The sequence below is a fragment of the Nonomuraea candida genome (assembly GCF_000725485.1).
GTDB lineage: Bacteria > Actinomycetota > Actinomycetes > Streptosporangiales > Streptosporangiaceae > Nonomuraea > Nonomuraea candida.
In genome coordinates this window covers 135,056-161,023 of the sequence record NZ_JOAG01000013.1, presented here as the reverse complement: position 1 = coordinate 161,023, position 25,968 = coordinate 135,056, and the positions used below count along the sequence as shown (strand labels likewise).

Below are 25,968 nucleotides of genomic sequence, written 5' to 3'. Positions count from 1 at the left end.
GACGAGCGGCTCCTACGCTGAGGCCAACTTCAGAACATTGTTCTCCAGGAGGCCGGATGCTGGAGGTACACGATCTTACCGTTCGCTTCGGCGGCATCACCGCGCTGGACGGCGTGGGGTTCGAGGTGGCGGCCGGGGAGATGGTGGGGCTCATCGGGCCGAACGGCGCCGGCAAGACCACCCTGTTCAACTGCCTGACCCGGCGGTACGACCCCGACGCCGGGACGATCTCCTACGAGGGCCGCGACCTCACCGCCGTGGCCCCGCACGCCATCGCGGGCCTGGGCATCGCCAGGACGTTCCAGAACCTGGGCCTCTTCCCGCGCCTGTCGGTACGGGACAACGTGCTGGTCGGCGCGCACCACCGGGGCCGCGCCGGCTTCTTCTCCGCCGGGCTGCGGCTGCCCGGCGTGGGCCGCGAGGAACGCGCGCTGCGCGCCGACGCCGACGCCGTGCTGGAGCGGCTGGGCCTGACCGGGGTGGCCGCGCACCCGGCGACCGGGCTGCCGTTCGGCACGCTCAAACGGGTGGAGCTGGCCCGCGCGCTGGTCGCCCGGCCCCGGCTGCTGCTCCTCGACGAGCCGGTGAACGGGCTGAACGCGGCCGAGGTCGAGGAGTTCGCCGGCACGCTGGGCGCGATCCGCGCCGAGTACGGCCTGACGGTGATCGTGGTCGAGCACCACATGGGCTTCGTCATGGGCATCTGCGAGCGCATCGTCTGCCTGGACTTCGGCCGCAAGATCGCCGAGGGCCCGCCCGAGGAGGTCCAGCGGGACCCGGCCGTGATCGAGGCGTACCTGGGGACGGCGGCATGAGCGAGGACCTGGTGGTCGAGGACCTGCACGCCGGCTACGGGGACGCGCGCGTGCTGCACGGCGTGCGCTTCACCGTCCGCCAGGGCGAGGTCTGCGCCATCCTCGGCCCCAACGGCGCGGGCAAGACCACGCTGCTGCGGGCCCTGTCCGGCGTGATCAGAGCGCGCGGCACGATCACGCTCGGCGGCACGAGCCTGACCGGCCGGTCGCCCGACGCGGTGGCCCGGCTCGGCGTCGCCCACGTGCCCGAGGGGCGCGGCACGTTCATGCCGCTGACGGTCGAGGAGAACCTGCGGCTGGGCGCGTACGTGCGGCGCGGCCCCTCCGTCGAGGAGGACCTCGAGCGCATCCACACCTACTTCCCGGTCCTGAAGAAGCGGCTCAAGCAGGCCGCGGGCAGCCTCAGCGGCGGCGAGCAGCAGATGCTGGCCCTCGGCCGGGCCCTCATGCTGCGCCCCCGGGTGCTGCTGCTCGACGAGCCGTCGCTCGGCCTGGCCCCGCTGGTCACCCGCGAGCTGTTCCGCATCGTCCAGGCCATCAACACAGAGGAGCGCACCACCGTGGTCGTCGTCGAGCAGAACGCCCACCTCGCCCTGGGCATCGCCCAGCAGGCGCACGTCCTGGAGACCGGGCGCATCGTGCTGTCGGGCACGGCCGCGGAGATCCGGGCCGACGAGCAGGTCGCGCAGTCCTACCTCGGATACCGGGTGTGACGCCGATGGCCGCATTCCTGCAGCAGGTCGTCGAGGGGCTCGGCGCGGGCGCCATCTACGCCAGCCTGGCGCTGGCCCTGGTGCTGATCTACCAGTTCACCGGCATCGTGAACTTCGCCCAGGGCGAGCTGGCCATGTTCTCCACCTACATCGCCTGGCAGTGCGTGGCGGCCGGGATGCCGTTCTGGCTGGCGCTGGTGGTGACGCTGGCGGTGTCGTTCGCGGGCGGCATGCTCATCGAACGGATCATCATCCGCCCGGTCGAGGGCGCGCCGGAGCTGACCATCGTCATCGTCACCGTCGGGCTGTTCATCTTCGTCAACGCCGCGGCCGGCTGGATCTGGACGTTCCTCATCAAGGACTTCCCGAACCCGTTCCCCGGCGGCGCGCTGGAGGCGGCCGGGATCAGCGTCAACTTCTCCACGCTGGGCGTGCTCGGCGTGGTCGCGCTCGTCATGGGGCTGCTCTACCTGCTCTTCCAGTACACCAAGATCGGGCTCGGCATGCGGGCGGTGGCCGCGAACCCGGCCTCCGCGCGGCTGGTCGGCATCCGCGTCGGCCGCACGCTCGCGCTCGGCTGGGGCCTGGCCGCCACCGTCGGCGCGGTGTCCGGGGTGCTGGTGGCGCCGCTGCTGTTCCTGGAGCCCAACATGATGGGCGGCGTCCTCATCTACGCCTTCGCCGCCGCCACGCTCGGCGGCTTCGACAGCCCGCTCGGCGCCGTCGTCGGCGGGCTGGTCGTGGGGGTCGCCGAGACGCTCGCCGGCGCGTACGTCGGCTTCATCGGGTCCGACCTCAAGGTGGGAGTGCCGCTGGTGATCATTCTGGGCGTGCTGCTGCTGCGGCCCCAGGGGCTGTTCGGGCGAGCGGCGGTGGAACGGGCATGAGCACCACCAAGGCCAAGGTCGAGCGGCCGGCGTCGGTGCGCAAGGGCGGCGGGCGGTTCGACTGGCGGTGGGCGGGCCTGGCCGCGCTGCTGGCCGCCGCCGTCTACGCGCCCTTCCAGCTCGTCCCCTTCCACGTCTTCCAGCTCACGATGGTGCTGGTGTACGCGGTCGCGCTGCTCGGGCTCAACCTGCTCGTCGGCCACGCCGGGCAGATCTCCCTCGGGCACGGCGCCTTCTTCGCCATCGGCGCCTACACCTGCGCCATCCTGCTCGACCGCTTCGACCTGCCGTACCCGCTGACGCTGCCGCTGGCGGCGGCGGTGGCGTTCGTGCTCGGCCTGGCGCTGGGCGTGCCGGCGATGCGGCTGCGCGGACTGTACCTGGCGCTCGTCACGCTCGCCATCGCGATCTTCCTGGTCCCGCTGCTCAAGCGCTTCGAGGAGCTGACCGGCGGCTCCATGGGGCTGACGCTGGCCAAGCCCACGCCGCCCGCCTGGAGCGGCCTGGCCGAGGACCAGTGGCTCTACTTCCTCACCCTGGCCGTCGCCGTCGCCGCCTTCCTGCTGGCCGCCTCGCTGCTGCGCTCGCGGGTGGGCCGGGCGCTGCACGCGCTGCGGGACAACGAGATCGCCGCCGAGGTCATGGGGGTGCGGCTGTCGTTCTACAAGACGCTCGCCTTCGCCTGGAGCGCCATGTTCGCCGGCGCGGCCGGCTGCGTCTACACGTGGGTGATCGGGTTCGTCTCGCCCGACTCCTTCACCGTCAACCTGTCGATCACCCTGCTGGCCGGCCTGGTCGTCGGCGGGCTCGGCTCGCTGTCAGGACCCGTGCTCGGCGGGCTGTTCGTGATGTTCGTGCCGAGCATCTCGCAGGACATCAACGACGCGGCGCCCGGCGTCATCTTCGGCCTGCTGATCATCGCGGTGATGTACGTGGCCCCGACGGGGCTGGCCGGTCTGGCCGGGCGCTTGATCAAGAAGATTCCCCGGAAGGAGTAAGAGGGATGCGAGTATCTGCGATCGGCTGCACGGCACTGCTCCTGCTCGCGGTCGCCGCCTGTGGAGGGCGCGACAGCGGAGGCGACACCGGCGGCACCGGGGGCGGCACCGCCGCCGCCGGCCAGTGCGCGGGGCAGCAGACCACCGGCATCACCGACACGAGCATCAAGCTGGGCGGCATCTACCCGCTGTCCGGCCCCGCCTCCGCCTACGGGGACATCCCCAAGGGCATCAAGGCCTACTTCGACTACGTCAACGCCGAGAAGAACGGCATCGGCGGGCGCAAGGTCGAGTTCGTCGTCCGCGACGACGGCTACCAGCCGCCCAAGGCCGTCGAGGAGGCCCGCAGGCTGGTCGAGCAGGAGCAGGTCTTCGCCCTGTTCCAGACGCTCGGCACCCCGTCCACGGCGGCGACCTGGGACTACGCCAACCAGCGCAAGGTGCCGCAGGTCTTCGTGGCCACCGGCGCCTCCCAGTGGGGCACCGACACGGCCCACCCGTGGACGATCGGCTGGCAGCCCAACTACATCTCCGAGGCCCGGGTCTACGCGGCGTACCTGAAGAAGGAGAAGCCCGACGCCAAGGTGGCCGTGCTCTACCAGAACGACGACTTCGGCAAGGACCTGCTCGGCGGGTTCAAGCGGGCCCTGGAGGGCTCGCAGGTGAAGGTCGTGGCCGAGCAGAGCTACGAGGTGTCCGACCCGAGCGTGGACCCGCAGATGCGCAACCTCGCCGAGTCCGAGGCCGACGTGTTCCTCAACGTCACCACGCCCAAGTTCGGCTCCCAGGCGCTGGCGGCCGACGCCAAGAACACCAAGTGGAACCCGACGCACATCGTCAACAACGTCGCCGCCTCGATCACCGTGCTCAAACCGGTCGGGTTCGAGAACGTGCAGGGCGTCGTGTCGGCCACGTACTACAAGGACCCGAACGACCCGACCTGGGCGAACGACGCCGAGATGACGCTCTACAAGCAGAAGATGCAGCAGTACGCGCCCGGCGCCGACGTCAACGTGCCCTACCACACCTTCGGATGGGCGGTGGCCAGCAGCTTCCACAAGGCCATGGAGGCGGCCGCGTGCCCGACGCGCGAGGGGCTGCGGGACTCCGTGCGCAACCTCAAGGACGTCAAGGTGGACATGCTGCTGCCCGGCGTGACGCTGAGCACCGGGCAGGGCGACGGGTTCCCGATCGAGTCGATGCAGCTCATGACGTTCAAGGGGGAGCGGTGGGAGCTGTTCGGCGACGTGATCGACACCCGCAAGGAGTTCGGCCCCCTCACGGGCTGACCCACACCCGACCGGCCATCCCACGGGCTGACCCTCACCCGACCGGCCATCCCACGGGCTGACCCGCAACCAGCTCTCAGGGGGTGATGGCACCGGCCCCGACCAGCCAGTCGACCGCCTCGGAGACGGCCTCCAGCGAGGTGTGGCGGGGCCGGTGCCCCAGCAGCCGGGCGGCCTTGTCCATGCTGCAGTGCGGGCTGTGCGCGATGTGGTCGTAGGTCACCTGCGCGTCGGACTCCGACACCGTCTCCCGCCACCGCTCCCACGGCAGGTAGGTCAGCCGCGCCTCCCGGCCGAACCAGCCCGCCACCGCCTCGGCGTAGCCGCGCAGCGTCAGGGCGGTGGTGGCCACGGAGTGGAAGCTCTCCCCGAGGGCGGCGGAGCGCCCGGCCATCGCGTCCATGAACAGCCGGGCCACGTCGTCGGCGTGCACGTGCTGGACGGTCTCCATGCCCAGGTTGGGCAGCGCCACCTCGGCCCCCTGGGCCAGCGCCTGGAACACGGCCGGATTGACGTTGCCCGCCGGGTTGACCGGCACCCAGCCGGGCCCGGTGATGTGCCCGGGGTGGATGATCGTGACCGGGAACCCGTCGCGGTGGGCCCGGTCGAGCAGGTGGGCCTCGATGGCGGCCTTCTGGACGCCGTACTCGCCGAAGGGCTCGCGCCTGGCGTCCTCGGTGGTCGGCACCTGCGCGCTGGGACCGTGCACCCAGATCGTGCCGCAGTGCAGGAAGTGCCGCACCCGCCCGGTCAGGGCGTCGGCGAGGGCCCGCGCGCTGTCCTCCGTGAAGCAGATCAGGTCGATGACGACGTCACCGCCGAGCTCGGCGACGCGCCGTCCGAACGTGCCCTCGGCCTCCTCGGCCTCCCGGTCGGCGACGACGGTGGTGACCCGCTGCCAGGCCCCGTGCGGCCGGTAGGGCTCCCGCTTCCCCCGGCTGACGTTGATCACCTCGTGACCGGCGCCGACGAGACGCGGAACGAGGTAAGTACCGATATGCCCAGAACCGCCGATGACCACGACACGCATGCGCTCACCTTAACCCCGCGCAGGCCGCCCGCCGGCCCGGGGCGTCCGGCGCGACGCCCTCCCGCCGGCCGGGTCCAGCCGCTGCCCGTCAGCAGCGCTCGCGCAGCAGCGCGACGCCCTCCCCCTTCAGCTCGTCGCAGTACGCCCCCCGCCCCGTCATGGCCATGACCAGCGCGACCGTCCGCCCCGACACCAGGGCCCCCGACCCTGACGCGAACGGGCCGTCGTCGGCGACCAGCCGCAACCCGCCGAGCCGCCCCTTGGCCTGCACGACCAGGTCCGACCCCTGGTAGTACTCGGCCACCCGGGTGACCGTGGCGATCGGATGGTCGCGGTGGATGCCCAGGGGCCGCCGGATGTCCTCGCCGTGCACGATCGTCTCCCCGAGCATCGCCACCGCCGGGAGGGGCGGCGAGGTCGTGCTGGTCACCACGTTCCTGAACCGGTCCAGCGTCTCCGCGCCCGACCCGCCGAGCTGCTCGGCCAGGCGCATGGCCACCTGCTTGTCGAAGTCGAAGCGGCAGTGGATCACCCCGGCCAGCCAGCGCAGCGGGGTGAGGCTCGCCCCCGCCGTGAGGTGGGCGAGCACCTCGTGCACCGTCAGGCCGGCGCACAGCGACGGCGTCGCCCACCGCTCCTCCGTCAGGCCGGCGAGGTCGTCGGCCAGGGCGGCCCGTTCTGCGTGGATCAGCGTCCAGTGCTCGGGGGAGCGGCGGGCGCCCCCGGGGTTCTGCGTCATGCCGGAAGTCTCTCCTTCGTGGTTCGGAAGGAGAGACCCGGCCCGCCGGTGAAACTATCGGCGGGCCGGCCCGGGCCGTTTCGTGTTCCGGTGGCCGGGCCGTCCGTGTCCCGGCGGCCGGGCCGTCCGTGTTCAGGCGGCCGTCCGGCGCTGCGGGCCGGACGGTCAGTGATCGGCCGCCGGCCCGGCGGTCACCCTCCGGAGCCCTTCAGGTCGTTCCAGAAGGGGTTCTTCACCTGCACGCACGGCTTGACCGGCCCCTCGACGACCAGGGCGCGGAGCTGCGAGCCCGGCCCGCCGCCCTCCGGCTCGGCGTACTCCAGCACCACGGTCTGGCCGGCCTTGGCCTGGCCGGGGTCGATGACGAAGCCCTTGGTCGCCGGCCTGGCGACCTTGTAGTGGACGGACTTCCGCCATTCCTCCGGCGTGTCGTACTTGCCGCCGACGAGCCTGCCCCGGTCGGACTCGCACATGTAGGCGGGCTTGAGGTACGTGACGTCGGCGGTGACGCCCAGCTTCTTGAGGTCCCGCTGCAGCCTGTCGGCGTCCCGGAACTCCTTCACCTGCACCTTGATCGTGCCGTCGGTGTTCTTGCTCACCGCGTACGCCGCCGGCTCGGAGCCGGTCAGCAGCGGCAGCGCCACGGCCGCCGCCGCGGCCAGCCCGGCCACCGACGCCCCCGCGATCAGGCGGCGGCCGATCTTGCGGCGGCGCTCGTTCTGCGCGGCCATCTCGGCTTTGAGGTCCATCAGCAACTGCTCCTCGAATCTCATCGTGGGGTTCCTTCCATGATGAAGGGCAGGTTGCGAAGTGCCTTGCGGGCGCGGTGCAGCCGCACCATGGCGGTCCCCGGCCGGATGCCCAGCGCTCCCGCCGCCTCAGACGGCGTGAGCTGCTCCAGAACCACCAGTTCCAGGACGGCGCGCTCGCCGTCGGGCAGTCCGGCCATGGCCTCGAAGGCCGCCCTGGCGGGCCGTTCCGCGTCTATCTGCTCTTCCAGCCGGGACACGTCGTCGCCGTCGAGCGGGCGCCGCCCGCTCACGCGGTGCGTGAGCTGGGACTCCCGCAGCGCCCGCCGCCGCTCGGCGGACAGCGTGTTGCGCGCGACCCCGTACAACCACGCGATCTCGCTCCCCTTGCCCGGCCGGTACGTGTGCGCCGAGTCGAACACCGCGAGGAACACGTCCGCCGCCAGGTCCGCGACCGTGTGCGGGTCGTCGACCCGGCGGGCCAGGAACCGCGTGACGGCGTCGATGTGCCTGCGGTAGAAGGCTTCGAACGCCACGGGGTCGGTGGCGAGCTTCCCCCGTTTGAGACGCACCGGCCTTGCTCCCTTCGTCGATCTACACCCCTTCTTGGTGAGAACCGGGCGAAGGCTTACAAACACCAGGTCAGCCGCTTACCACCACGACACGAAAGCAGCCGGCGACGACGGCGCCGGCGCTGATCATCCGGCCGTGCCCGCCGAGCTGCCGGGCTCCGCCTCTCCGAAGATCCGGGTGCGGGCCTCGGTCAGCTCCTCGTCGGTGAACTCTCCCCGCTCCTCCTGGTGGCGCGTCAGCTCGGCGCCGAGCAGCCGGCGCCTCGACCGGCGCGCCACCGCCTCCTGGTTCCGGTCGGCCACCGGATCCGCCGGATTCCAGCCGCGGTGGCAAAGACGGCGTTCGTGCATGGGACACCGACCCCCGATCTCCTGGATTCCGCGCATCTTAATGTCGGGACCCAGGAGCCGGTGGCCGGTTGCTCACAGAGCGAGGCCGAGGGCCGTGTGGAGGGCTTTCGAGGGGGTGTCGCCGCGCCAGGCCACGTGCTGGTCGGGGCGGACGAGAGTCAGGGGCTCGCCGGGCAGGTCGACGATCTGCAGGGGCACGCCCAGCTCGCGCGCCTCGGCCACCAGCGTCGCGGCCCCGGGCAGGCTCTGGTCGCCGACGAGGCTGAAGGCGGGGCCGAGCCGGTCGTAGAGGGACTCGCCGGGCGAGAGCCACCGGTGCGGCAGCCGCTCGCCGGTGCCCGGGGCGACGACGGGGGAGCCGTCGTAGGTGTAGCCCAGCACCAGGTCCAGGCTGTGGAACTCGCTGTCCTTGGTCCGCCGCACCGCCTCGGCCACGGCGGGCCGCGCCTTCTCGAACTCCTCCTCAGTGCCCATCAGCGCCGGGTCGGCCAGCTCGGGCGCGAGGGTGGCCATGTTCGCGGCGGCCGCCTCGATGGTGTCCGCGGCGATGGGCCGGCGCTCGCTCTCGTACGTGGCCAGCAGCTCCGCCGGAGCCCATCCCTTCAGCACGGCGGCCAGCTTCCAGCCGAGGTTGACCGCGTCCCCGATCCCGGTGTTGAAGCCGTGGCCGCCGTAGGGCGGGTTCTGGTGGGCGGCGTCGCCGGCCAGGAACACGCGCCCGCTCGCGTACCGGTCGGCCAGCAGCATCCGCGCCGTCCACGGGTCGGTGGCCAGGACCTCCACGTCGAGGTCGGCGCCGATCAGGTTGCGGATGAGGGTGAAGGGGTCGGCGTCGCGCGCGGGCACGCCCTGCGCGATGCACCACCAGGTGTCCTCCAGGTCCAGGCGGCCGACGATGCCGGGCTGGGCCGGGTTGAGCACCCAGTAGTGCACGGCGGCGCCGTGCGGCATGCGCTCGGCCAGGCCGGGGGCGCGGAAGACGACGTTGAAGTTGGGCCGCTCGTCCCGGCGGCCCTCGTAGCGGGCGCCGATGGCGGCCCTGGTCACGCTGCGGGAGCCGTCGCAGCCGACGACGTACCGGGCGCGGACCTCGTGCTCCTCGCCCGAGGCCGAGGCGATCCGGACGGTGACGCCGTCGGCGTCCTGCCGCAGGTCGTTCACCTGGTGGCCGGTCAGCAGCGCGTCGCCGACCGCCTCGCGCAGCACCTCCTCCACCAGCGGCTGGGGCGCCTGCTGGCCGGGTTCGGCGGCCAGGTCGGAGCCGGTCAGGTCGAGGCCGAAGCAGCCGCCGATCCTGGCGATCTCCCGGCCGAGCAGGATGGTGACGAACACGGCCTCGTCCGACCACGACACCTTCAGCGGCGCCCGCGACCGTAACGTCCGCGCCAGCCCCCACCTGCGCAGCAGCTCCATCGTGCGGGCCGAGGTGGTCTTCGCGCGCGGGCGCAGCCACGACACGGACTCACGCGGCTCGACCACCAGGCAGCGCACGCCGTGATGGGCCAGCTCCACGGCGGTCGCCAGGCCGACCGGTCCGCCTCCGGCGATCAGTACGGGCACGGAGTCGGGGACTTGCCTTACCTCGTCCATATGTGTCCTATTCATCAAGATCAATGCAGGCATACTCCTCAGGCCGTCTGCCCCCGTCAAGACGCCGCCCGGACGATCGAGCACACCGCCGCCGCCCGCGCCCGGCCGCCGTGATCGCGAAGCGGCCATGGCTGTGGTACGAGCTCGCAACAATTGAAGATCGCAACTAGTGCACCGGGTCCCCGATCAGTAGCGTGCAACCCACAAAACCGGGATCACCCAGGGCAGGGATGGCATGAACGAGACCTCGGCGATGCCGCTGCATATGCGGCGGGTGGAGTTCCATCCGGCGCCGGAGCTGGCGGCCGCGCGGGATGAGGAGCGGGTCACGAGGATGGCCACGGCGTTCGGGCAGGACGCCTGGCTCGTGACCCATCACGCGGACGTGCGGGCGGTGCTGGGCGACGCGGAGCGCTTCAAGGTCGCGCCGCAGATGATCGCCCGGCTGCCCGGCGCGCCGGAGATGACCGAGGAGCAGAAGGCCAAGGTACGGGCGGGCAACCTGCTCGGCGCCGACCCGCCCGAGCACACGCGGCTGCGCCGGATGCTGACGCCGGAGTTCACCATCCGCCGGATCAACCGGATGGAGCCGCGCATCAAGCGCATCGTCGAGGAGCACCTCGACGCCATGGAGGCGGCCGGCGCACCCGCCGACCTGGTGCCGGCGTTCGCGCTGCCGATCCCGTCGCTGGTGATCTGCGAGCTGCTCGGAGTCCCGTACGAGGACCGCGAGGGCTTCCAGCAGCGCACCGCCAGGATGCTCGACATGACGGTGCCCGGCCAGGAACGCATGATGATCCAGTTCGAGCAGCGCGCGTACATGGAGAGCCTGGTCACCCGCATCCAGGCCGACCCGGGCGAGGAGCTGCTCGGCATGCTCGTCCGCGAGCACGGCGACGACCTGTCCACCGACGAGCTGGTCGGGATCGGCGGGCTGCTGCTGTTCGCCGGGCACGAGACCACCTCCAACATGCTCTCCCTGGGCACGCTCGCCCTGCTGCGCCACCCCGAGCAGCTCGCCCTGCTGCGCAAGGAGCCGGAGCGGATCGACGCCACGGTGGAGGAGCTGCTGCGCTGGCTCAGCATCGTCAACTCGGGCACCACCAAGATCGCCACGACGGACGTCGAGATCGGCGGCAAGGAGATCAAGGCGGGCGAGCTGGTGATCTGCTCCCTGCCCGCCGCCAACCGCGACCCCTCGCTGCTCCCGGACGCCGACGCCTTCGACCTCACCCGCGGCGCCCCCGGCCACCTCGCCTTCGGCCACGGCATCCACCACTGCCTGGGCGCGCCGCTGGCCCGCATGGAGATGCGCATCGCCTTCCCCGCGCTGCTGCGCCGCTTCCCGGACCTGCGGGTGACGGACACGCCCCCGCAGTTCCGCTCGTCCTCCATCGTGTACGGCCTCAGCTCCCTCGAACTGACCTGGTAACCGCTCCGGCGGCCCCCGGCCGGCCCGCGGGCCGGTCGTTCCGGTCGGTTCGAGGGCCGGCGGGCTGGGAATTGTCGGGCCGGGCGGATACCGTGCAAGCGTCATGCCCAGCCGGGCTCGACCGGGCGGGCGTACGCGGCGGCTGGGCGACGAGGCGGAGCGGGCCCGCAAGACGGTCACGGCGCGGATCCGCGACACGCTGCGCAAGCTCGACCACGCCCACCCCGAACTGGCCGCCCACCTGCGCGCGTCCGTCTCGACCGGCTCCACCTGCCGCTACCGGCCCCAGGAGGAGACCCCCTGGCGCCTCTGAACGCCACGAGCCATGAAGCTTTCATCGCCACCGGGACGTAAACCCTGGTCGCCGGAGGCCGGCGCGGGCAGATCTTGCGATGCCGCCGGTCGCCGTCGTCCAATGCACGGTGATCGCTCCTCACGCCCTCCGGCCCTCCGCGCGAGGGCTGCCCCGAGGGCCTTCACGAAGGGAGAAACCGGTGCGTCGCCGAATCACCGCCCTGGTGCTGCTCGCGGTCACCGCCCTGGCGCCCGCCCTGGTCACGACCGCGCCGGCCCACGCGTCCCCCACGCTCCAAATGGTCTACAGCAACCTGCCCTACGACGTCTGCATCTCCTTCGGCCAGTCGGGCGTGCAGACCGGTCGCTGGCAGACCTGGTGGTGCAGCACCCACTACCCGCAGACGTACCCGGGCTACTACACCTACGACCTGTGGGCGTACGTGAACTGAGACCGCCGGTGGGGCGACCGGCCGCCACCCGGGCAGGGCCCCGGGCCGAGGTCTGCGGTCGCCCCACTAAGCGCGCCGGAGGGCCGGGCGGCGGCCCCACGTGGCCCAGCGCCACAACCACTCCAGCGGGCCGAACCGATGACGGCGCAGCCACAGCGTGGAGAACAGCCACTGCGCGGCGAGGACCCCGGCCACGACCGCCAGGATCGCGGGCTGGGTCCAGTCCTGCGGGTGACCGTGCAGGTGAGCCACGGCCAGCACGAGCACCGAGGCGGTGAGGTAGTTCGTCAGCGCCATCCTGCCCAGCGGCGCGAAGATCGCGTGCAGCGCGGCCCGCAGCGGCGTCCTGAGCAGGAGCAGCAGCACACACACGTACACCCCGCCGATCAGCATGCCGGCGACCGCCATCGCGACGCCGGTGGCGCGGCCGGCGGGACCGCTGGCCTGCAGGGCGATCTGCAGCGCCAGCGCCGGCGCCGCGGCCGTGGCGAGCAGCGCCCCGGCGATGGCCGGTCCCTTCGCGGAGCTCTCGATGCGGTCGATCACGCCGTACCTGACCAGAGCCGCGCCCACCAGGAGCAGGCCGGGGGCGAGCAGGTAGCCGTCGGTGACGAACAGGGAAGCCACGAGGATCACCACGGCGAGCACCGCGACCGCCCAGCGTGGCAGCCAGGTCGACGGCAGCAGGAACACCAGCCCGGAGAGCGCGTAGATGGCGAGCACGTCACCGGGCCAGATCAGGAACATGTGCAGCAGGCCGACCGCGAGCAGCACGAGCAGCCTGCGCACCAGGAGCAGCCGCGGCCGGGCCGTGCGTCCCCCGGCCGACTCCAGCAGCAGCGCGAACCCCACGCCGAACAGCACGGCGAAGACGGGGAAGAACCGATGGTCGACGAGGTACCCCGTCCAGCCGCCCGTCCCGGCAGGCACGACCTTGCCGTTGATGTTGGAAATCGGCCCGACGTTGGCCAGCAGGATCCCGCAGAGCGCGAACCCGCGGATCACGTCGAGCGCGCCGATGCGCCGCCTTCTCTCAGACATGGGGCCCCATTCTTCGGGCCGCACCCCACGGCGACATCGGTCGAAAGTGCCGTCCGAGACCGCCCGACTCCCTGCTTTCGGCCGGTACGCCCCCGGGCCGGTCCGGCGCGTGAACCGTGCCGGCATCGGTGAGAAGGCCGCACCCGCCTGCTGCTTACTGGAAGTCGAACTCTCCGGCTTTGACCCCATCGGTGAATGCCCTGAACACGTCGGCGGTCACCACGAAGGGAGGGTTACCGGGGTCTTCGGTGTCCCGGATGCCCACGCGACCGCCGGGCAGTGGCGCGATTTCCAGGCAATCTCCGTTGTCGCCGGAGAACGACGACTTGCGCCAGGCGGCACCGGCGAGGTCCTGGCTCAGCTCCAGTTCCATTCCTGGTCCAACCTTTCTTCGATCTTGCGGAGCGACAGGCTTTGGGGGAGCGCCTCGGAGCGGCAGGTCTGGTATCGGCGGATGAGAACCTCCATGTCCGCCTCGCCGTCCCACACCTTCCCGCTGACCGGACTGTCCACGAAGGCGGCGGCAGGGCCGGCTGACATGTGCGCGATCAGAAACCCGCCCAGAAGGCCGGCGGTGACACGAGCGCTGAAGGGAAGGATCTGAATCGTGACGGCGGGGGGTTGGGCCACATCGAGCAGGTAGTTCAGTTGGTCACGGGTGACGCTTTCGCTCCCGATCGGACGATACAGGATCGACTCGTCCAGCACGGCGTACAGGAGAGGAGGATCCGCTCTGTCGAAGACCTTCTTCCGCGCCATCCGATCTTTGACGCCAGCATTCAGCTCGTCGACGGTGATGCCCGGCTTCCCCTCCAGGATGGCCCGGGCGTAGTCCTGGTGCTGGAGCAGGCCGGGCACGATAGTGGGCGCCCATGCCCACAGCTCCCGCGCGTCGGCCTCGATCTCCAGCCACGGAACGAGGGTCTTGAAGATCGTCTCCCGCCTGCCGATGGGCAGGTGCTGAGCCAGCTCGCCCCGTTCAAGTCCCAGGGCATCCTCTGCGGCCTGCGCGAACGCGGCTCTGGGGGAGCGTTCGGCGCGCTCGCACATGCCTATCGCGTTGGCGTGGTAACCGGTTCGCTGGCCCAGCTGTGCTTGCGTGAGCCCGGCGGCCTCCCGCGCTCTGCGTAGTTCGTAACCGAAGCGGGCGGCGGCGCCGTCGTCGGGATTGAGCGGCTTGGGGCCTGGCATCGGTGCCCTTCCAGAGTCTGTGCCACGGCTATCACACGCATCAATCACACAGACTTCCGGTTTCGTCTGTGTGACACAAGTATCTGCGAGATACACCGTAGCTACTCCGCCGCTGACACGCTGGCTTATGGAAGTGGCCGAGTGAAATCGCGGTGCTACGAAACGGCTGGAGGTTCTGTGTGATGGCTTCGCGCCAGATCATCTCCTCGCGTCCTCGTCGACTGGTCGTGGCGTGCACCCGGCTGAAGGCCAGAGCGCGCGTATCGCGTTGCGCGCCACGTGGCGTGCGTGCGGCCCGGTGACGGCTTCCCCGCCGCACGCACCTGTGGCGCAGGCCGGGCGTTCCTGCCGAAGTGGCGCCGCCGCGCCCGGCCTGCGCCGTCCCACCGCTCCTCCGTCAAGAACGACACCCTCGGGAGGCGATGCACGTGACCGGTGAAAGCGCCGTGGCGATGACCAGGAGATTCCCGGGCTGGGTGATCCTGGACGGTGCCGGGGGTGGTTACATCGCCTATCGCACGGAGCCGGTGTCCGGGCGGAGCGGGCTGAGCAACGTGCGTTGTGGCGCCGATCTTGCCGAGCTGTACGAGCATCTGGAGCAGGAGATGCGCGGGCAGGAGCGGTCGTTCGGGCGCAGGCAGGCATCGTGAGGCGGCATCGTGAGGCGGCATCGTGGGGGGCGTGAGGCGGGGGGCGTGGATCCCCCGCCCGGCCTCACCTACTTGCGGTTGTAGAAACGCATGGTCAGCGTGCCGAACACCGTGACGAAGAGGGCCGACGACACCAGGACCCAGGTGATCTCGCCCAGGTCGGGGGCGCCGGCCATCAGGGAGCGCACCGAGGTCACCAGGTGGGAGATGGGGTTGGCGTTGACGAAGACCTGGAGCCAGCTGGGCATCGTCGCGGGGTCCACGTAGACGTTGCTCAGGAAGGTCAGCGGGAACAGCACCAGCATGCTGACCCCCATCACCGACTTCTCGCTGCGCATCAGCAGGCCGAACATCGTCCACACCCACGAGAACGCGAACGAGAACACCAGCAGCAGCCCGATCCCGGCCACCGACCCCGCGAACCCGCCCGGCGGGCGGAACCCGAGCGCCAGGCCGACCAGCAGGATGACGGTCGAGGCCATGAGGTAGCGCAGGACGTCGCCGAGCAGGTAGCCGACCATGGTGGACGGACGCCAGATGGGCAGGGTGCGGAACCGGTCGAAGACGCCCTTCCCGATGTCCTTGTTGACCTCCGCGCCGGTGTACATGGTGATCATCACGACGCTCGTCACCATGACGCCCGGCAGCAGGAACTGCAGGTACTCGGTGGGCGAGCCGGCCAGCGCCCCGCCGAACAGGTACGTGAACAGCAGCGTCATCATCAGCGGGAACGCCGTCACGTCGAAGAGCTGCTCCGGGACGTGCTTGATCTTCAACATGGCCCGCCAGCCGAACGTCACCGACGCCGACCAGGCGCTGGGGCGCGGGGGCCGGGCGGTCGGCGCCAGGACGGCGGCCAGGGCGCCGGCGGAGGGGGCGTAGGCGGTGTCGGTGGCGGTGCCGGTGGCGGTGTCGGCGGTGTAGCCGGTCGTGGTGCCGGTCGTGGCGCCGGCGCCGGTGCCGGTCGTGGTGTTCGTCGTGGGGGCGCTCATGCTGCGGTCTCCTCAAGGGCGGGGCGGTCGGTGAGGGCGAGGAAGACCTCGTCCAGGCTGGGCTGGCCGAGGGAGAACGCAACACGGGCACCGAAAAGGGGGTGTCCCTCGGCAACGCAACTGCCGAGGGACACACCTAGCTCTTTGCCGAGGTGATCACGAGGACGCCGCTATGGCATTCGTTGATCACCAACAGGCCGTGGAGACGCCGGCGGAACTCGCTCGCGCTCGCCCTACGGGTGGCCTACGGCCATTCCGCCGGCCTCTCCACTCCCGCAGTACAGACTGCCTGCTTCGCCTCATTCGTTGTCCAAGGCGTATCGCAGATAGAAGTCCGGCTTGGAGAGGAAGCGTCTCCAGTGATCAACCAATTGGAGATCCTCCCACTTGGTCGTGCGCATTCCATGTTCGCCGAGTTCGACTATCTGTGCGCCCGGCAGGCTAGCGAGGATCGGTGAGTGGGTGGCACAGATGATCTGCCCACCCTCGTCTGCAACGCGTTTCATCATGCCGACCAGGCGCACGCACGACAGAAACGACAGCGCTGCCTCGGGTTCGTCCATCAGGTAGAGCCCAGGCCCGTGCACCATGCGCTCAAGAACCGTGAAGAACCCCTCGCCGTGGGACTGCTCCGTCAGATCTTCTTCCCAGAATCCATACCTGCCCGACACGTTCTGCCCGAGGTTGAACAGGGTTTCGGCACGGAAGAAGAACGCGCGCCGCTTAAGGCGAGGGCCATGTAGGAGGCGCAAGCCTGTCGTGGTGAGTTCGGCATCAAGAACCTCCCCAAGCGCGGTCGTGGGCCCGGCACTGGCATATTTGGTACCGGCCTTGCCGCCAGCAGAGTTGATTCCGGACACATCCGCAATCGCCTCCATGATGGTGGACTTGCCCGAGCCGTTCTCTCCAACGAAGAAGGCGACAGGAGCAGTCAGCTCAAGACGTTGCTCCGCCAACTGGCGAACGGGGGCCAGGGCAGCGGGCCAGCCTGCGGGAAGCTGACGGGCGTTCAGATGAGTAAGCAGCATGGCTAATGTCTTCCTGCGAGCTGAAGCAGCCGGGCAGCGTGGGCGCGTACTGGATCGGCAAGAGTCGCGTAGTCATCGCTCCGGTCGGCACGATCGAGGATATGTGCCGCCGCAGAGAGCTGCGCAAGACGACCAGTAGGCGTGTCGAGAACATCAGCGAATACTGTACGCACATGGGCGGCCGTATCAGGGACCATGAAACTGTGCAGGTAGAGGACAGCCGCACCGTATCCGGCAGGGGCCATGCCCCAGTGTTCCCAATCCAGCAGCCACAGGCGCGGACAGGTCAAGTTGGACCAGTGTAGATCGGTGTGTTCGGTACGCAGGGCCGGGGCCTTCGGCATATTGAGCGGCTGGCCATAGAAGACTTCGACCCTCCGGACCAGCGCCCACGGATCATGCTCACCTCGCGCGGTGGGATGCTCGGCAAGCACATCCATCGCAGCACGTAGGCCCACCCACCAGGAAGAGGCCAATGTCAAGGGTTCGGTCAGTTCGGGAGAGCTGGAACAAGGCGCATCAGAGATATAAGTCAGCAGTTCCGCGTATATAGATACGGGAGGCTCATCCCAATCGGTGCGAGCAATTAGTTCAGGCTTTGGGACACCTTTGATGGTCGCAGCATCACGATTTCCGGTCCATGCTTCGCCGTGCGCCCAGTCCCGTTGTTCGGCAGTTGCGCGAAGCCAGAACCGGCACCGCTCGGTGGCGGAAGCCGACCCGATTGTGCGGTCATGCCAGCCGAACACCGCTTCCCCGATCAAGGACACGCCTAGTCGATCCGCTCCTTCAGCAAGGATGCGTCGAAGGAACGCGCGTTGTCCGGACTCGGGATGACGGTGTCGGCTGGCCATGTCGTTTCCCTTACTTACCCGTAGGGCGGCACTTGTTCGGCTGGCAGTTTCTTACCGGATTGCAGTTCTGATCCTTGGGTGCGCACGGGCCGCACACGTAGTTCGGTTGGCAGTTGTTCGCGGGACGGCAGTTGCGCTGCGGCGCGCAGGAAGGGCTACAGTCCGGGCTGCACGGATCGGGCCTACATGGCTGGTTGGGCTTGCACGCCCCGCGCTGACGTAGCCTGAACTCCGCTTGCAGCTCGTTTGTGATCTGTGTGAACTTCTCTCCGGCGAGGATACCGAACAGTGATGTTCGTCGAACGTTACCGGCAGGCAGCCAGCGGGAGAACACGCACGGCCAGACATCCCCCGTGGGGGAGATGGCGACCTGCCGGTCCCCGCAGTGGCCGCACAGTTGGGCCACGCTGGGGCCTTGTTCCCGCACGCCACGACCGACTTCTCGAAGGTCGTCGTAGCCGATCTCCTGAACGCCTAGCTCTTCCAGAACCGCTAGGGCCTGGGTAGCGCGCTGCTGGTCGAGAACCCCGATGACGCCCGCCCGAAGCGGGATGCCCATCTCACGAGCGCGGACGATGTTCTTCGTGGTGACCCTGAGTGTGGGACGCTTGGTGACCGCCTCATGTTCGTCCGAGTGATCGGAATAGTAGGATGTTGCGAGTCGCACGCCCGGCAGGCTGAACGTCTCCCACAGCGCCGATGTGACATGGACGAGGTTCGTATAGATCTCGACCTCCATCCCGGTGTCGAGCGCGTGCCGCACGAGGCGGGGCAACGCCGGGTGCAGCGTGGGCTCGCCCCCAATGAATTGTCCCAGTGTCGCGCCGACGTCCCGGCTTTGAGTGATGGCGCGCTGCCAGTCGGCGACGGTCATCGTTCCCTGCGTCCCGTCAGGGCCTGAGGACGCGTAGCAGTGATCGCAGGAAAGCTGGCACTTACCTGTGATCTCCCACCATACGAAGTTGAGAAGATCGTGTTGCTGCACAGTACCTCCTTGGTGTTCTATCAGCCCGCCGGGGCTGCATATATTTGCGCTCGTTTAAGTCATTCACCCCTAATTGGTCATTGCTGTGGTTTTGTGGGCCATGGCGATTCATGACCTCTCGGCCCTACTTGTTGGCGTGTGGACATAGACCGGCTTCTTTGTTGTTTTGGCTGCAATGCTCGGACTGTCGCAACAACTGTTTTCGATCACCTCCATCTCGTGAGGGCTCAAGGGCGGCAACGCGGGCGCTCAACCCCCTCCCAGAGGAGCATCACCGCGTTGCCGCCATCCGGGGTGAAGCTTCCCCACAAGCAGCTCAGGCAGTAGCTGCTCGGACTTCACCCCAGCTCGTAACCGCCCCGATTGGGGCGGTAGATCACTTCGCGTCCGCTTGATCGCGCCCCATGCCCAGCTCTCCGACATCCATCGTCACTGGCACATGGGCCCAGACTGCGGACTGTTGACCGAACCGGCGCACGCCCCCAGCCGTGCCGATGTGATGGCGGCCTGCGATCTGTACGGGATGAACTCAAGTGACAGGGCCCGTTTGGTCCAGTTGGCGAGCGAAGCCCGCCAGCGTGGATGGTGGACCGCCTACTCTGACGTGTTCACAGGTTCTTACATCGGCCTGGAAGACGACGCGTCCTTGATCTGGCAGTGGGAGGTCCAGCTCATTCCCGGACTTCTCCAGACCGAGGACTACGCGCGCACGGTCATCGCTCAACATCGCACTCAAGAAGAAGTGCAGCGCCGTGTCATGGCCCGAATGGCTCGCCGGACTCTGTTGAGTCGTCCAGACGCGCCGCAACTTGACGCGATCATCGACGAGGGGGTCCTCCGCCGTCCTATCGGTGGTCGGGAGGTCATGCTTGAGCAGCTCGGGGCTTTGCTGATCTCCGCCAGGCGACCGAACATCTCTATCAGGGTGCTTCCATTCAGCGCCGGTCACCATGCCGGGCTGGAGGGGGCCTTCACCCTCCTGAGTTTCGCTGACGATGTAGATCCAGACGTCGTCTATGTGGAAGGAGTGGGCGGCGATGTCTACGTGGAGAGTAGTGATCAAATCGAGCGCTGTAGGGTGATTTTGGAGCAGATCACCACGGCTGCCCTGTCCCCAGAGGATTCGATTCGGCTGATCACGGAAATCAAGGACGACTACATCTCATGATCGATCTCTCGCAGGCCGAGTTCCACAAGAGTAGCTTCAGCGGTAGCGGCAACAACTGCGTTGAAGTGGCGACCAATCTCCCCGGAGTGGTCGTCGTGCGTGACAGCAAGGACCGCAACGGCCCCTGCCTCGTCTTCACCCCGAGCGAGTGGGACGCCTTCACCCGGGGAGTGATCGCGGGTGAGTTCCGGCCCTAGGGCGGGGTTGCGGCCGGCCAAGTCAGGCTGATCGCCAGCCGTGGCCAGGTTCTCGCCGTATCCCCTGCACCCGATGCCTGATTTTCCGGGGCAGGCGGAACCTGTCAAGGATGGCTGCGCACGTTGGACAACGACGTGAGGCGGAAGGTCACCGGGGCACGTACACGCGAAGCCATCCTTGACAGAACCCGCCTGACAGTCCCGGAGGCGGCATCTAGCGGGAGCAGGGGGAGGAGCGGCCCAAGCGTCGCTGCCTCCTCTATGCCGAGTGAACTTGCCATACAGAGCCAGCGAGCCACGCTGAGCGGGTAGCCGTACTCAACGTAACTAAAGTGTCACAATCCTGTCTTCGGCTTGCCCGCGCCGTTGGGCCCGAGGACCCCGTACACGGCGCCGGCGGGCACGGCGAGGTCGAGGCCGTCCACGGCGCGCGTGTCGCCGAAGACCTTGACCAGGCCGCTGGTCTGTATCGCCAGATCTGGCATGGTTCCGTCCTTCAGTGGGAGTCATGGAAGCTCGCGCGAGAGCGCGGAGTGAGAGCCAGGAGGGGCCATCGCCCCCTTTCGCCCAGGAGGCGCTAGATCACCCGCTAGATCGGATCTAGCGGCCCGGATCACGGCGGACGCTCACCTTCCCCGGGCGCGCGCTTCCCCGGATGCCCGCCTTCCCCGGATGCCCGCCTTTCCCGGGCGCGCTTCCCCCGGCCCCGCTTCCCCCCGGTCGCGCTACCCCGCGCGGTCGGCGGCGGGGCCGTGGAGCAGGCGTGCGCCCAGCTTGGTCAGGACGTGGTAGACCCGGTTCCCCTGCCGGCTGGCGGTGAGCAGCCCGGCGTCCTTGAGCGCCCTGGCGTGCTCGCTGGCGGAGGCCAGGGAGATGTCGGCACGCCGGGCGATGTCGGTGGTCGTGGCCGGCGTCTCCGCCACGGCCTCCAGCACGCTGGCCCGGGTGCTGCCCAGCAGCCTGCCCAGCGAGCGCGCCGCCTCCGCCGGGTCGTCGGCCGGCCACGCCGGATCGTGCTCGATCGGGTAGACCAGCACCTGCGGGTCGTCGTGCTCCTTCAGCGTGGTCGGCGCGCGCCAGCAGAAGAAGGACGGCGTCAGGATCAGGCCGCGGCCGCCGAGGTGCACGTCCCGCTCGGCGGGGTGGCGAGGCAGGCGCAGCACCGGCGGCTGCCAGATCGCGAACGGCCGCAGCGCCGTCAGCACGGCCTCGGTCCCGCCCTTGAGGAACTCCCGCGCCAGCCGGGCGCGCTCCGCCCGCACCTCGGCGTCGATGGCGTCCCAGTACGGGGCGACGGCGCGGCGGTGATAGCCCTTCAGGCTCGCGCCGAGCTGCCGCAGCGCCGCCGGGCGGCCGCGGCGCAGGTCGGCCAGGTCCGCCCGGGGAGGGCCGGCCAGCTGGTCGATGTCGTGGCGCAGCCGGGCCCGTGGCGTGGCGAGCACCGCCTCCACGGCGGCGTCGATGTCGTCGGGCGCCTCCGGCGGCGTCAGGAAGTCCGCCGAGTAGCCCCACGGCGGAGCGAGCGCGAACAACGTCCGCAGCTCCGGGCTGAGCGCCCGCCGCGCCCGGCGCCGCCACCCGTCGAACACCGCGACGCCCTCACGCCGGCCCAGCAGATGAACGCTGAGCAGCACCTCCCACAGAATGTCGGGGCCCGGAGCCACCCGGACCCGGGCCAGGTCGTCCCCCGAAAAATGAATGCGTAAAGTCACCAGAGCGTCGCCCCCCGCAATGCTGGTGCTCGCGGCGCCAGCCTCCGTGTTTCGGCGCACCCCGAAACACGATGCCCTGGCGCCGCCGCCCCGTCCAGTCTTTTGACGTGGCTGCATTCCTTTCAGCCCGACTATTCGGCGGTGCACGAATACGACTGGACGCCGGTCTGGTCCATCCGCAACTGCTGATCCCGCACGCCCACCCCTACGGGGGCCGTCACCACCGTCCTGGTCACGGTGGTGACGGATGGGGTGCGCGTACGGGCGGGCGCCGCCGGCCCGTCAGGGCTTGCGGCCGACGCCCGCGTAGTACACCGCCTCGTGGTCGGCATACAGCGTCTCGGGCACGGGGCGCCAGCGCGGCAGCGGGACCACGCCCGGCTCCAGCAGCTCCAGGCCGTCGAAGAAGCCGGTGACCTCCTCCAGGGTGCGGAGCGTCATCGGGCTGCCGCCGCTCTCGTTCCAGTGCCGCACCCCCTCTTCGAGCTGCTTGCCCACCAGCCCGTGGGAGATGGCGAGGTGGCTGCCGGGGGCCATGGCCGCCATCAGGCGCCGGATGATCTCGCGGGCCTCGCCGGTGTCGGGCAGGAAGTCGACGACGCCGAGGAGGGTGAGGCCGATCGGCCGGTCGAAGGCGAGGTGCTCGCCGGCGGCGGCCAGGATCTTGTCGGGCTCGCGCAGGTCGGCGTCCAGGAACGCGGTCGAGCCCTCCTCCGAGCCGCGCAGCAGGGCCCGCGCGTGCGCCAGGACCATCGGGTCGTTGTCCACGTAGACGACGCGGCTCTCGGGCGCCACCGACTGGGCGACCTGGTGGGTGTTGTTCGCGGTGGGGATGCCGGTGCCGATGTCGAGGAACTGGCGGATGCCGGCCTCCCCGGCCATGTGCCGCACCGCGCGGCCGAGGAACTCCCTGTTCGTCCGCGCGAGCACCGGCAGCTCGGGCACGGCGGCGAGGATCTGCTCGCTCACGACCCGGTCGATCTCGTAGTTGTCCTTGCCACCCAGCCACAGGTCGTAGATGCGGGCGGGGCTGGGGATGCCGGTGTCGATGTCGAGCGGGCGATCGGTCATCAGGGGCGCCTTCCCGGGATAGAGGGGGTGATGTCAGGGAGCGTACCCGGCGAAGATCGTCCAGGGGCGGGGAGTGGGGGATACCGACACGTTGTGCCAGATGGTCTTTACTAGGAACGATACAGCCCTAGAGTAATCGAATCACTACTCCTGGTTACGATGGCGAAGTTCGCGCATCTATCACTCCAGGGGGCTGGAAATGACTGACGATATCCGGGCCGACAAGACGAGGACCGACGACACGGCGCTCGGGGAAGAGGCGGCGCTGCTGCACGCCGCCCAGGACGACCCCGTGGCCTCGGCCGTCGTGGACGCGGCCGTCGAGACCGAGCTGCTGGACGACGCTCCGGGCCGCGAGGCGATCGAGGCCAGGCAGGAGAGCGAGCGGCAGATCGCCGAGCTCACCACCAAGGACCAGGAGCGCTTCCGCGGCTTCCAGCGCGAGCTGCGCACCATGGGCGCCGAGGTCTGGCCGGTGGCCAGGTGGTGGGGCTACGAGGTCCACCTCAACGAGTCGGCCGCGCTGCTGGCCGCCGAGATCCCGCAGCTCATCGGCGAGACCACGGGCGCCGTGCTCGGGGCCTGGCTGGGGCCGATCGTCGAGCGCGCCGTACGCGCCAAGTCGGACTGGATCGCCTCGATCGCCCGCCCGTACGGGGTCAAGCTGGCCTCGCCCTGGACCGCGCCCGGCATGCTCGTCCCGGCCCGCGAGAGCGGCGGCGACACGAGCCTGTACTGGACGGTCCACGAGCCGGGCGAGGGCTGGAGCCAGGACCAGCGCTTCATCGACCACTTCAGCGTGGCGAACCCGGCGCTGGCCGAGTTCCAGGACCGGCTCTACCTCGCCCACCGGGGCGCCGGCGGCGACGTCGGCCTGTGGTGGGCGGTCTACGACGCGGAAGAGGGGTGGAGCGAGGACCAGGGCTTCCCCGGTCACTACAGCGCGACCGGGCCCGCGCTCACCGCGTACGACGGGCAGCTCTACTGCGTGCACCGCGGCGCGGAGGGCGACGCGGCGCTGTGGTGGACGCGCTGGGACGGCTCGAACTGGAGCTCGGACGAGCGGCTGCCGCAGCACGCCACCGACGCCGCTCCGGCGCTGGCCGCGTACGACGGGCAGCTCTACTGCGTGCACCGCGGCGCGGGCGGCGACACCGCGCTGTGGTGGGCCCGCTGGGACGGCTCGAACTGGAGCCCGGACGAGCGGCTGCCGCAGCACGCCACCGACGCGGCCCCGGCGCTGGCCGTCTACCGCGGCCACCTCTACTGCGTGCACCGCGGCGTCGGCGGCGACACCGCGCTGTGGTGGACCCGCTGGGACGGCTCGAAGTGGAGCCCGGACCAGAAGCTGCCCGCCCACCACGCCACCGAGGGCCCCGCGCTGACCGTCTACAAGGACCGGCTCTACTGCGTGCACCGCGGCGCGAGCGACCAGAGCCTGTGGTGGAGCAGCTTCAACGGCTCCGGCTGGACCGCCGACCAGCGGCTGCCGCGCCACTACAGCGCCGAGGCTCCCGCGATCATCGCCTACCGCGACAAGAACGCCACCCACGACCAGCTCCTGTGCGTGCACCGGGGCGCGCACTGACCTCGAAGGCGCTCGCTCGTACGTGAAAGTGCCGGCCCGCGACCAGCGCGGCCGGCACTTTCCTGTCCGGATCACCAGCCGGCGAGCTGCTCCAGGAACCACTCGATCAGCGGCCGGGACACCGAGGAGTGCGCGGTGTTGACGGCGTCGCAGCAGAACGCGTCGAGGAACGTCTCGTCCTTCGGCAGGTCGCTCAGGTCGAGGTGCAGGTCGGACTGCCACTCGAACGGGTCCCTGGCCAGGGCGATGGCGCTGACCGACGGGACGAAGGAGCTGCTCCTGAACCGGTCCTGGATCGGCAGCCCGGCCGCGTCGGCGAGCCTGCCCCAGGAGTCCAGCGTGCCGCCGGGCGCGCCGTCGAACGCGGCCACGTGGGAGGTGGCGCTCGTCCACACCGGGGCGCCGAAGCGCACGACGCCGACGTTCTGCAGCTCGCCCAGGTCGGGCTGGACCCGGGCGACGACCTGCAGCACCTCGTGCTGCAGGTCGATGACCGGCGTGCCGGGCGGCAGGTCGAGGCCCACGCCGTTGCCGGTGCCGTTGGCCAGGCCCAGCTTGTACGGGCGCATCGGGAACCAGCCCACCCTGCGCAGATCCTCCAGGAACTCCCGGCGCAGCGGGTTGTCGGTGACCGGGCCCGAGTAGTCCGCGCTCTCCACCCAGCCCCACAGGAGCTGCTGCGCGGCCGGGCTGCGGATCAGCTCGGCCTGCCCGGGGCCGTCGGTGCGCGGCGACAGGGACTCGTGCAGGTACGCGAGCTGCTGGAGCACCAGCGGGATCCAGGCTCCGAGGTGCGGGCTGTCGTAGGAGAAGTACTTCTCCGTCTGGTGGTCGACGCGCTCGCTCTCCATGCGGGCCAGGGCGTAACGGGTGACGATCCCGCCCATGCTGGCCCCGCCGACGACGAGCTGGTCGTCGCCCCGGCGCTCCTCGATCGTGCGCAGCACGCAGGTGACCGCCACGGCGGCGTTGGCCTGGATGGCGGCCTGCCGCTGGTCGAAGCCCAGCAGCACCACGTCGATGCCCATCGTCCTAAGCTGGTCGAGGAAGCCGGGCGCGCCCTTCTGGTAGGGCTGGTTGAAGTGCCGCCACAGCTCGTCCAGGTCGCTCGGGCCGTAGTTGAAGCCGTCGGCCAGGATCAGCGGCCTGGTCAGCGCGTCGTGCCCGTCGGCCAGGTGCACCGCCGCCCGGCCGGTGGCCGTCTCGCCCTGGTGGGGGCGGTCGCCCACCAGGTTCCAGACCTGGTCGGGCCGGCGGGCCTCGCCCACGCGCCGCGGCGGGGCGGCGAACCAGACCCCCTGCTGCCCGAGCGCCTCCGCGACCCGGTCGATCTGCTCGGCGGTCAGGCTGGCCTGAATGCCCTCGGCCCTGGTCTCGACGTCGATTCTGGGTTCCTGCGCCATGCTGGATCCTCTCACTAGCTGCTGGGCCCACTGGGGCCACTGAGCACACCATACGGTTACTCTCCGTAATCGGATGCGCGCCACGCGTGAGGGTGTTTCCGCAGGTCAGATGAGAAGTGACAGGCCGCGAGCAGGGGGCAGAGGGGCAGTCCGCGAAGCAATCGGAACGATCCCGGG

29 protein-coding genes are annotated in these 25,968 nt (G+C 69.9%); 12 read left to right on the top strand and 17 right to left on the bottom strand.

What is annotated here, in order from left to right; genetic code table 11:
• Nucleotides 1-56: 56 nt before the first annotated feature.
• Genes IO39_RS14260 through IO39_RS14240 form a run of 5 tightly spaced genes read left to right on the top strand, consistent with a single transcriptional unit; the run spans nt 57 to nt 4,702 of the window.
• On the top strand, nt 57-815 hold the full coding sequence (locus IO39_RS14260) for an ABC transporter ATP-binding protein (protein ID WP_043621723.1): 759 nt from the start codon (nt 57-59) through the stop codon (nt 813-815).
• Entirely contained in the window at nt 812-1,528 is a 717-nt protein-coding gene (locus tag IO39_RS14255) for an ABC transporter ATP-binding protein (protein WP_043621720.1), read from the top strand. Before IO39_RS14260 ends, IO39_RS14255 begins: the two co-directional genes overlap by 4 nt.
• Before the next feature lie 5 nt (nt 1,529-1,533).
• Entirely contained in the window at nt 1,534-2,415 is an 882-nt protein-coding gene (locus IO39_RS14250) for a branched-chain amino acid ABC transporter permease (RefSeq protein ID WP_043621917.1), read from the top strand.
• A complete protein-coding gene (locus IO39_RS14245) occupies nt 2,412-3,413 on the top strand; it encodes a branched-chain amino acid ABC transporter permease (protein WP_043621718.1) in 1,002 nt (333 codons plus the stop codon). The genes IO39_RS14250 and IO39_RS14245 overlap by 4 nt, the downstream gene beginning before the upstream one ends.
• Before the next feature lie 5 nt (nt 3,414-3,418).
• The gene (locus IO39_RS14240; RefSeq protein ID WP_043621716.1) at nt 3,419-4,702 is read left to right on the top strand and encodes an ABC transporter substrate-binding protein; all 1,284 of its coding nucleotides are present in this window, start codon (nt 3,419-3,421) and stop codon (nt 4,700-4,702) included.
• A gap of 76 nt (nt 4,703-4,778) precedes the next feature.
• Here the strand turns inward: IO39_RS14240 and IO39_RS14235 are convergent, their stop codons facing one another.
• The 6 genes from IO39_RS14235 to IO39_RS14215 form a co-directional block, all read right to left on the bottom strand.
• The gene (locus IO39_RS14235) at nt 4,779-5,732 is read right to left on the bottom strand and encodes an NAD-dependent epimerase/dehydratase family protein (protein ID WP_043621713.1); all 954 of its coding nucleotides are present in this window, start codon (nt 5,730-5,732) and stop codon (nt 4,779-4,781) included.
• A gap of 88 nt (nt 5,733-5,820) precedes the next feature.
• On the bottom strand, nt 5,821-6,471 hold the full coding sequence (locus IO39_RS14230; RefSeq protein WP_043621710.1) for a maleylpyruvate isomerase family mycothiol-dependent enzyme: 651 nt from the start codon (nt 6,469-6,471) through the stop codon (nt 5,821-5,823).
• 191 nt (nt 6,472-6,662) lie between these two features.
• Nucleotides 6,663-7,244 carry a hypothetical protein gene (locus tag IO39_RS14225; RefSeq protein WP_043621707.1) on the bottom strand — a complete coding sequence of 194 codons (582 nt, stop codon included), beginning with the start codon at nt 7,242-7,244 and terminating at the stop codon, nt 6,663-6,665.
• The gene (locus IO39_RS14220; protein WP_043621703.1) at nt 7,241-7,792 is read right to left on the bottom strand and encodes an RNA polymerase sigma factor; all 552 of its coding nucleotides are present in this window, start codon (nt 7,790-7,792) and stop codon (nt 7,241-7,243) included. The genes IO39_RS14225 and IO39_RS14220 overlap by 4 nt, the downstream gene beginning before the upstream one ends.
• Before the next feature lie 126 nt (nt 7,793-7,918).
• A complete protein-coding gene (locus IO39_RS56025; RefSeq protein ID WP_169789065.1) occupies nt 7,919-8,095 on the bottom strand; it encodes a hypothetical protein in 177 nt (58 codons plus the stop codon).
• A gap of 120 nt (nt 8,096-8,215) precedes the next feature.
• Nucleotides 8,216-9,733 (bottom strand): FAD-dependent monooxygenase, encoded by a 1,518-nt coding sequence (locus tag IO39_RS14215; protein WP_043621699.1) that lies wholly within the window; start codon nt 9,731-9,733, stop codon nt 8,216-8,218.
• Between the two features lie 235 nt (nt 9,734-9,968).
• Between IO39_RS14215 and IO39_RS14210 the strand changes: the two genes are divergently transcribed.
• The 3 genes from IO39_RS14210 to IO39_RS14200 all read left to right on the top strand — a co-directional run bounded on the left by IO39_RS14210 (nt 9,969) and on the right by IO39_RS14200 (nt 11,911).
• On the top strand, nt 9,969-11,165 hold the full coding sequence (locus tag IO39_RS14210) for a cytochrome P450 (protein WP_043621696.1): 1,197 nt from the start codon (nt 9,969-9,971) through the stop codon (nt 11,163-11,165).
• Nucleotides 11,166-11,268: 103 nt separating this feature from the next.
• Complete coding sequence (locus tag IO39_RS14205) at nt 11,269-11,478, top strand: hypothetical protein (protein WP_043621693.1); 210 nt, start codon at nt 11,269-11,271, stop codon at nt 11,476-11,478.
• Nucleotides 11,479-11,659: 181 nt separating this feature from the next.
• Complete coding sequence (locus tag IO39_RS14200) at nt 11,660-11,911, top strand: hypothetical protein (protein ID WP_043621690.1); 252 nt, start codon at nt 11,660-11,662, stop codon at nt 11,909-11,911.
• A 66-nt stretch (nt 11,912-11,977) separates the two neighbouring features.
• Here IO39_RS14200 and IO39_RS14195 read toward each other — a convergent pair whose 3' ends face one another.
• The 3 genes from IO39_RS14195 to IO39_RS14185 form a co-directional block, all read right to left on the bottom strand.
• The gene (locus IO39_RS14195) at nt 11,978-12,952 is read right to left on the bottom strand and encodes a DUF418 domain-containing protein (protein ID WP_052422873.1); all 975 of its coding nucleotides are present in this window, start codon (nt 12,950-12,952) and stop codon (nt 11,978-11,980) included.
• A gap of 154 nt (nt 12,953-13,106) precedes the next feature.
• Nucleotides 13,107-13,325, bottom strand: a complete 219-nt coding sequence (locus tag IO39_RS14190; RefSeq protein ID WP_043621687.1) for a DUF397 domain-containing protein — start codon at nt 13,323-13,325, stop codon at nt 13,107-13,109.
• Nucleotides 13,310-14,143 carry a helix-turn-helix domain-containing protein gene (locus tag IO39_RS14185; RefSeq protein WP_052422872.1) on the bottom strand — a complete coding sequence of 278 codons (834 nt, stop codon included), beginning with the start codon at nt 14,141-14,143 and terminating at the stop codon, nt 13,310-13,312. The genes IO39_RS14190 and IO39_RS14185 overlap by 16 nt, the downstream gene beginning before the upstream one ends.
• 428 nt (nt 14,144-14,571) lie before the next feature.
• Between IO39_RS14185 and IO39_RS14180 the strand changes: the two genes are divergently transcribed.
• A complete protein-coding gene (locus IO39_RS14180; RefSeq protein WP_157548321.1) occupies nt 14,572-14,793 on the top strand; it encodes a hypothetical protein in 222 nt (73 codons plus the stop codon).
• 68 nt (nt 14,794-14,861) lie between these two features.
• Here the strand turns inward: IO39_RS14180 and IO39_RS14175 are convergent, their stop codons facing one another.
• The 4 genes from IO39_RS14175 to IO39_RS52570 all read right to left on the bottom strand — a co-directional run bounded on the left by IO39_RS14175 (nt 14,862) and on the right by IO39_RS52570 (nt 18,652).
• Nucleotides 14,862-15,785, bottom strand: a complete 924-nt coding sequence (locus IO39_RS14175) for an ABC transporter permease (RefSeq protein ID WP_084772835.1) — start codon at nt 15,783-15,785, stop codon at nt 14,862-14,864.
• A 299-nt stretch (nt 15,786-16,084) separates the two neighbouring features.
• Nucleotides 16,085-16,813 (bottom strand): AAA family ATPase, encoded by a 729-nt coding sequence (locus tag IO39_RS14170; protein ID WP_052422871.1) that lies wholly within the window; start codon nt 16,811-16,813, stop codon nt 16,085-16,087.
• 2 nt (nt 16,814-16,815) lie between these two features.
• Nucleotides 16,816-17,583, bottom strand: a complete 768-nt coding sequence (locus IO39_RS54365) for an aminoglycoside phosphotransferase (RefSeq protein WP_157548317.1) — start codon at nt 17,581-17,583, stop codon at nt 16,816-16,818.
• Nucleotides 17,584-17,677: 94 nt separating this feature from the next.
• Nucleotides 17,678-18,652 (bottom strand): radical SAM protein, encoded by a 975-nt coding sequence (locus tag IO39_RS52570; protein WP_157548315.1) that lies wholly within the window; start codon nt 18,650-18,652, stop codon nt 17,678-17,680.
• A gap of 460 nt (nt 18,653-19,112) precedes the next feature.
• Between IO39_RS52570 and IO39_RS14165 the strand changes: the two genes are divergently transcribed.
• The gene (locus IO39_RS14165) at nt 19,113-19,820 is read left to right on the top strand and encodes a DUF5753 domain-containing protein (protein WP_157548313.1); all 708 of its coding nucleotides are present in this window, start codon (nt 19,113-19,115) and stop codon (nt 19,818-19,820) included.
• Nucleotides 19,817-20,017, top strand: coding sequence for a DUF397 domain-containing protein (locus tag IO39_RS14160; RefSeq protein WP_043621680.1), 201 nt, complete (start codon nt 19,817-19,819; stop codon nt 20,015-20,017). The genes IO39_RS14165 and IO39_RS14160 overlap by 4 nt, the downstream gene beginning before the upstream one ends.
• A gap of 335 nt (nt 20,018-20,352) precedes the next feature.
• Here the strand turns inward: IO39_RS14160 and IO39_RS54360 are convergent, their stop codons facing one another.
• The 3 genes from IO39_RS54360 to IO39_RS14150 all read right to left on the bottom strand — a co-directional run bounded on the left by IO39_RS54360 (nt 20,353) and on the right by IO39_RS14150 (nt 22,800).
• A complete protein-coding gene (locus tag IO39_RS54360; protein WP_439331475.1) occupies nt 20,353-20,502 on the bottom strand; it encodes a hypothetical protein in 150 nt (49 codons plus the stop codon).
• Nucleotides 20,503-20,742: 240 nt separating this feature from the next.
• Nucleotides 20,743-21,651 (bottom strand): ArsR/SmtB family transcription factor, encoded by a 909-nt coding sequence (locus IO39_RS14155; protein ID WP_211267006.1) that lies wholly within the window; start codon nt 21,649-21,651, stop codon nt 20,743-20,745.
• A gap of 360 nt (nt 21,652-22,011) precedes the next feature.
• The gene (locus IO39_RS14150) at nt 22,012-22,800 is read right to left on the bottom strand and encodes an SAM-dependent methyltransferase (protein ID WP_043621678.1); all 789 of its coding nucleotides are present in this window, start codon (nt 22,798-22,800) and stop codon (nt 22,012-22,014) included.
• Nucleotides 22,801-22,999: 199 nt separating this feature from the next.
• Here IO39_RS14150 and IO39_RS14145 point away from each other — a divergent pair, with 199 nt between their 5' ends.
• Complete coding sequence (locus tag IO39_RS14145; protein ID WP_052422869.1) at nt 23,000-24,388, top strand: hypothetical protein; 1,389 nt, start codon at nt 23,000-23,002, stop codon at nt 24,386-24,388.
• Between the two features lie 71 nt (nt 24,389-24,459).
• Here IO39_RS14145 and IO39_RS14140 read toward each other — a convergent pair whose 3' ends face one another.
• Nucleotides 24,460-25,791 (bottom strand): hypothetical protein, encoded by a 1,332-nt coding sequence (locus tag IO39_RS14140; protein WP_052422868.1) that lies wholly within the window; start codon nt 25,789-25,791, stop codon nt 24,460-24,462.
• Between the last annotated feature and the right edge of the window lie 177 nt (nt 25,792-25,968).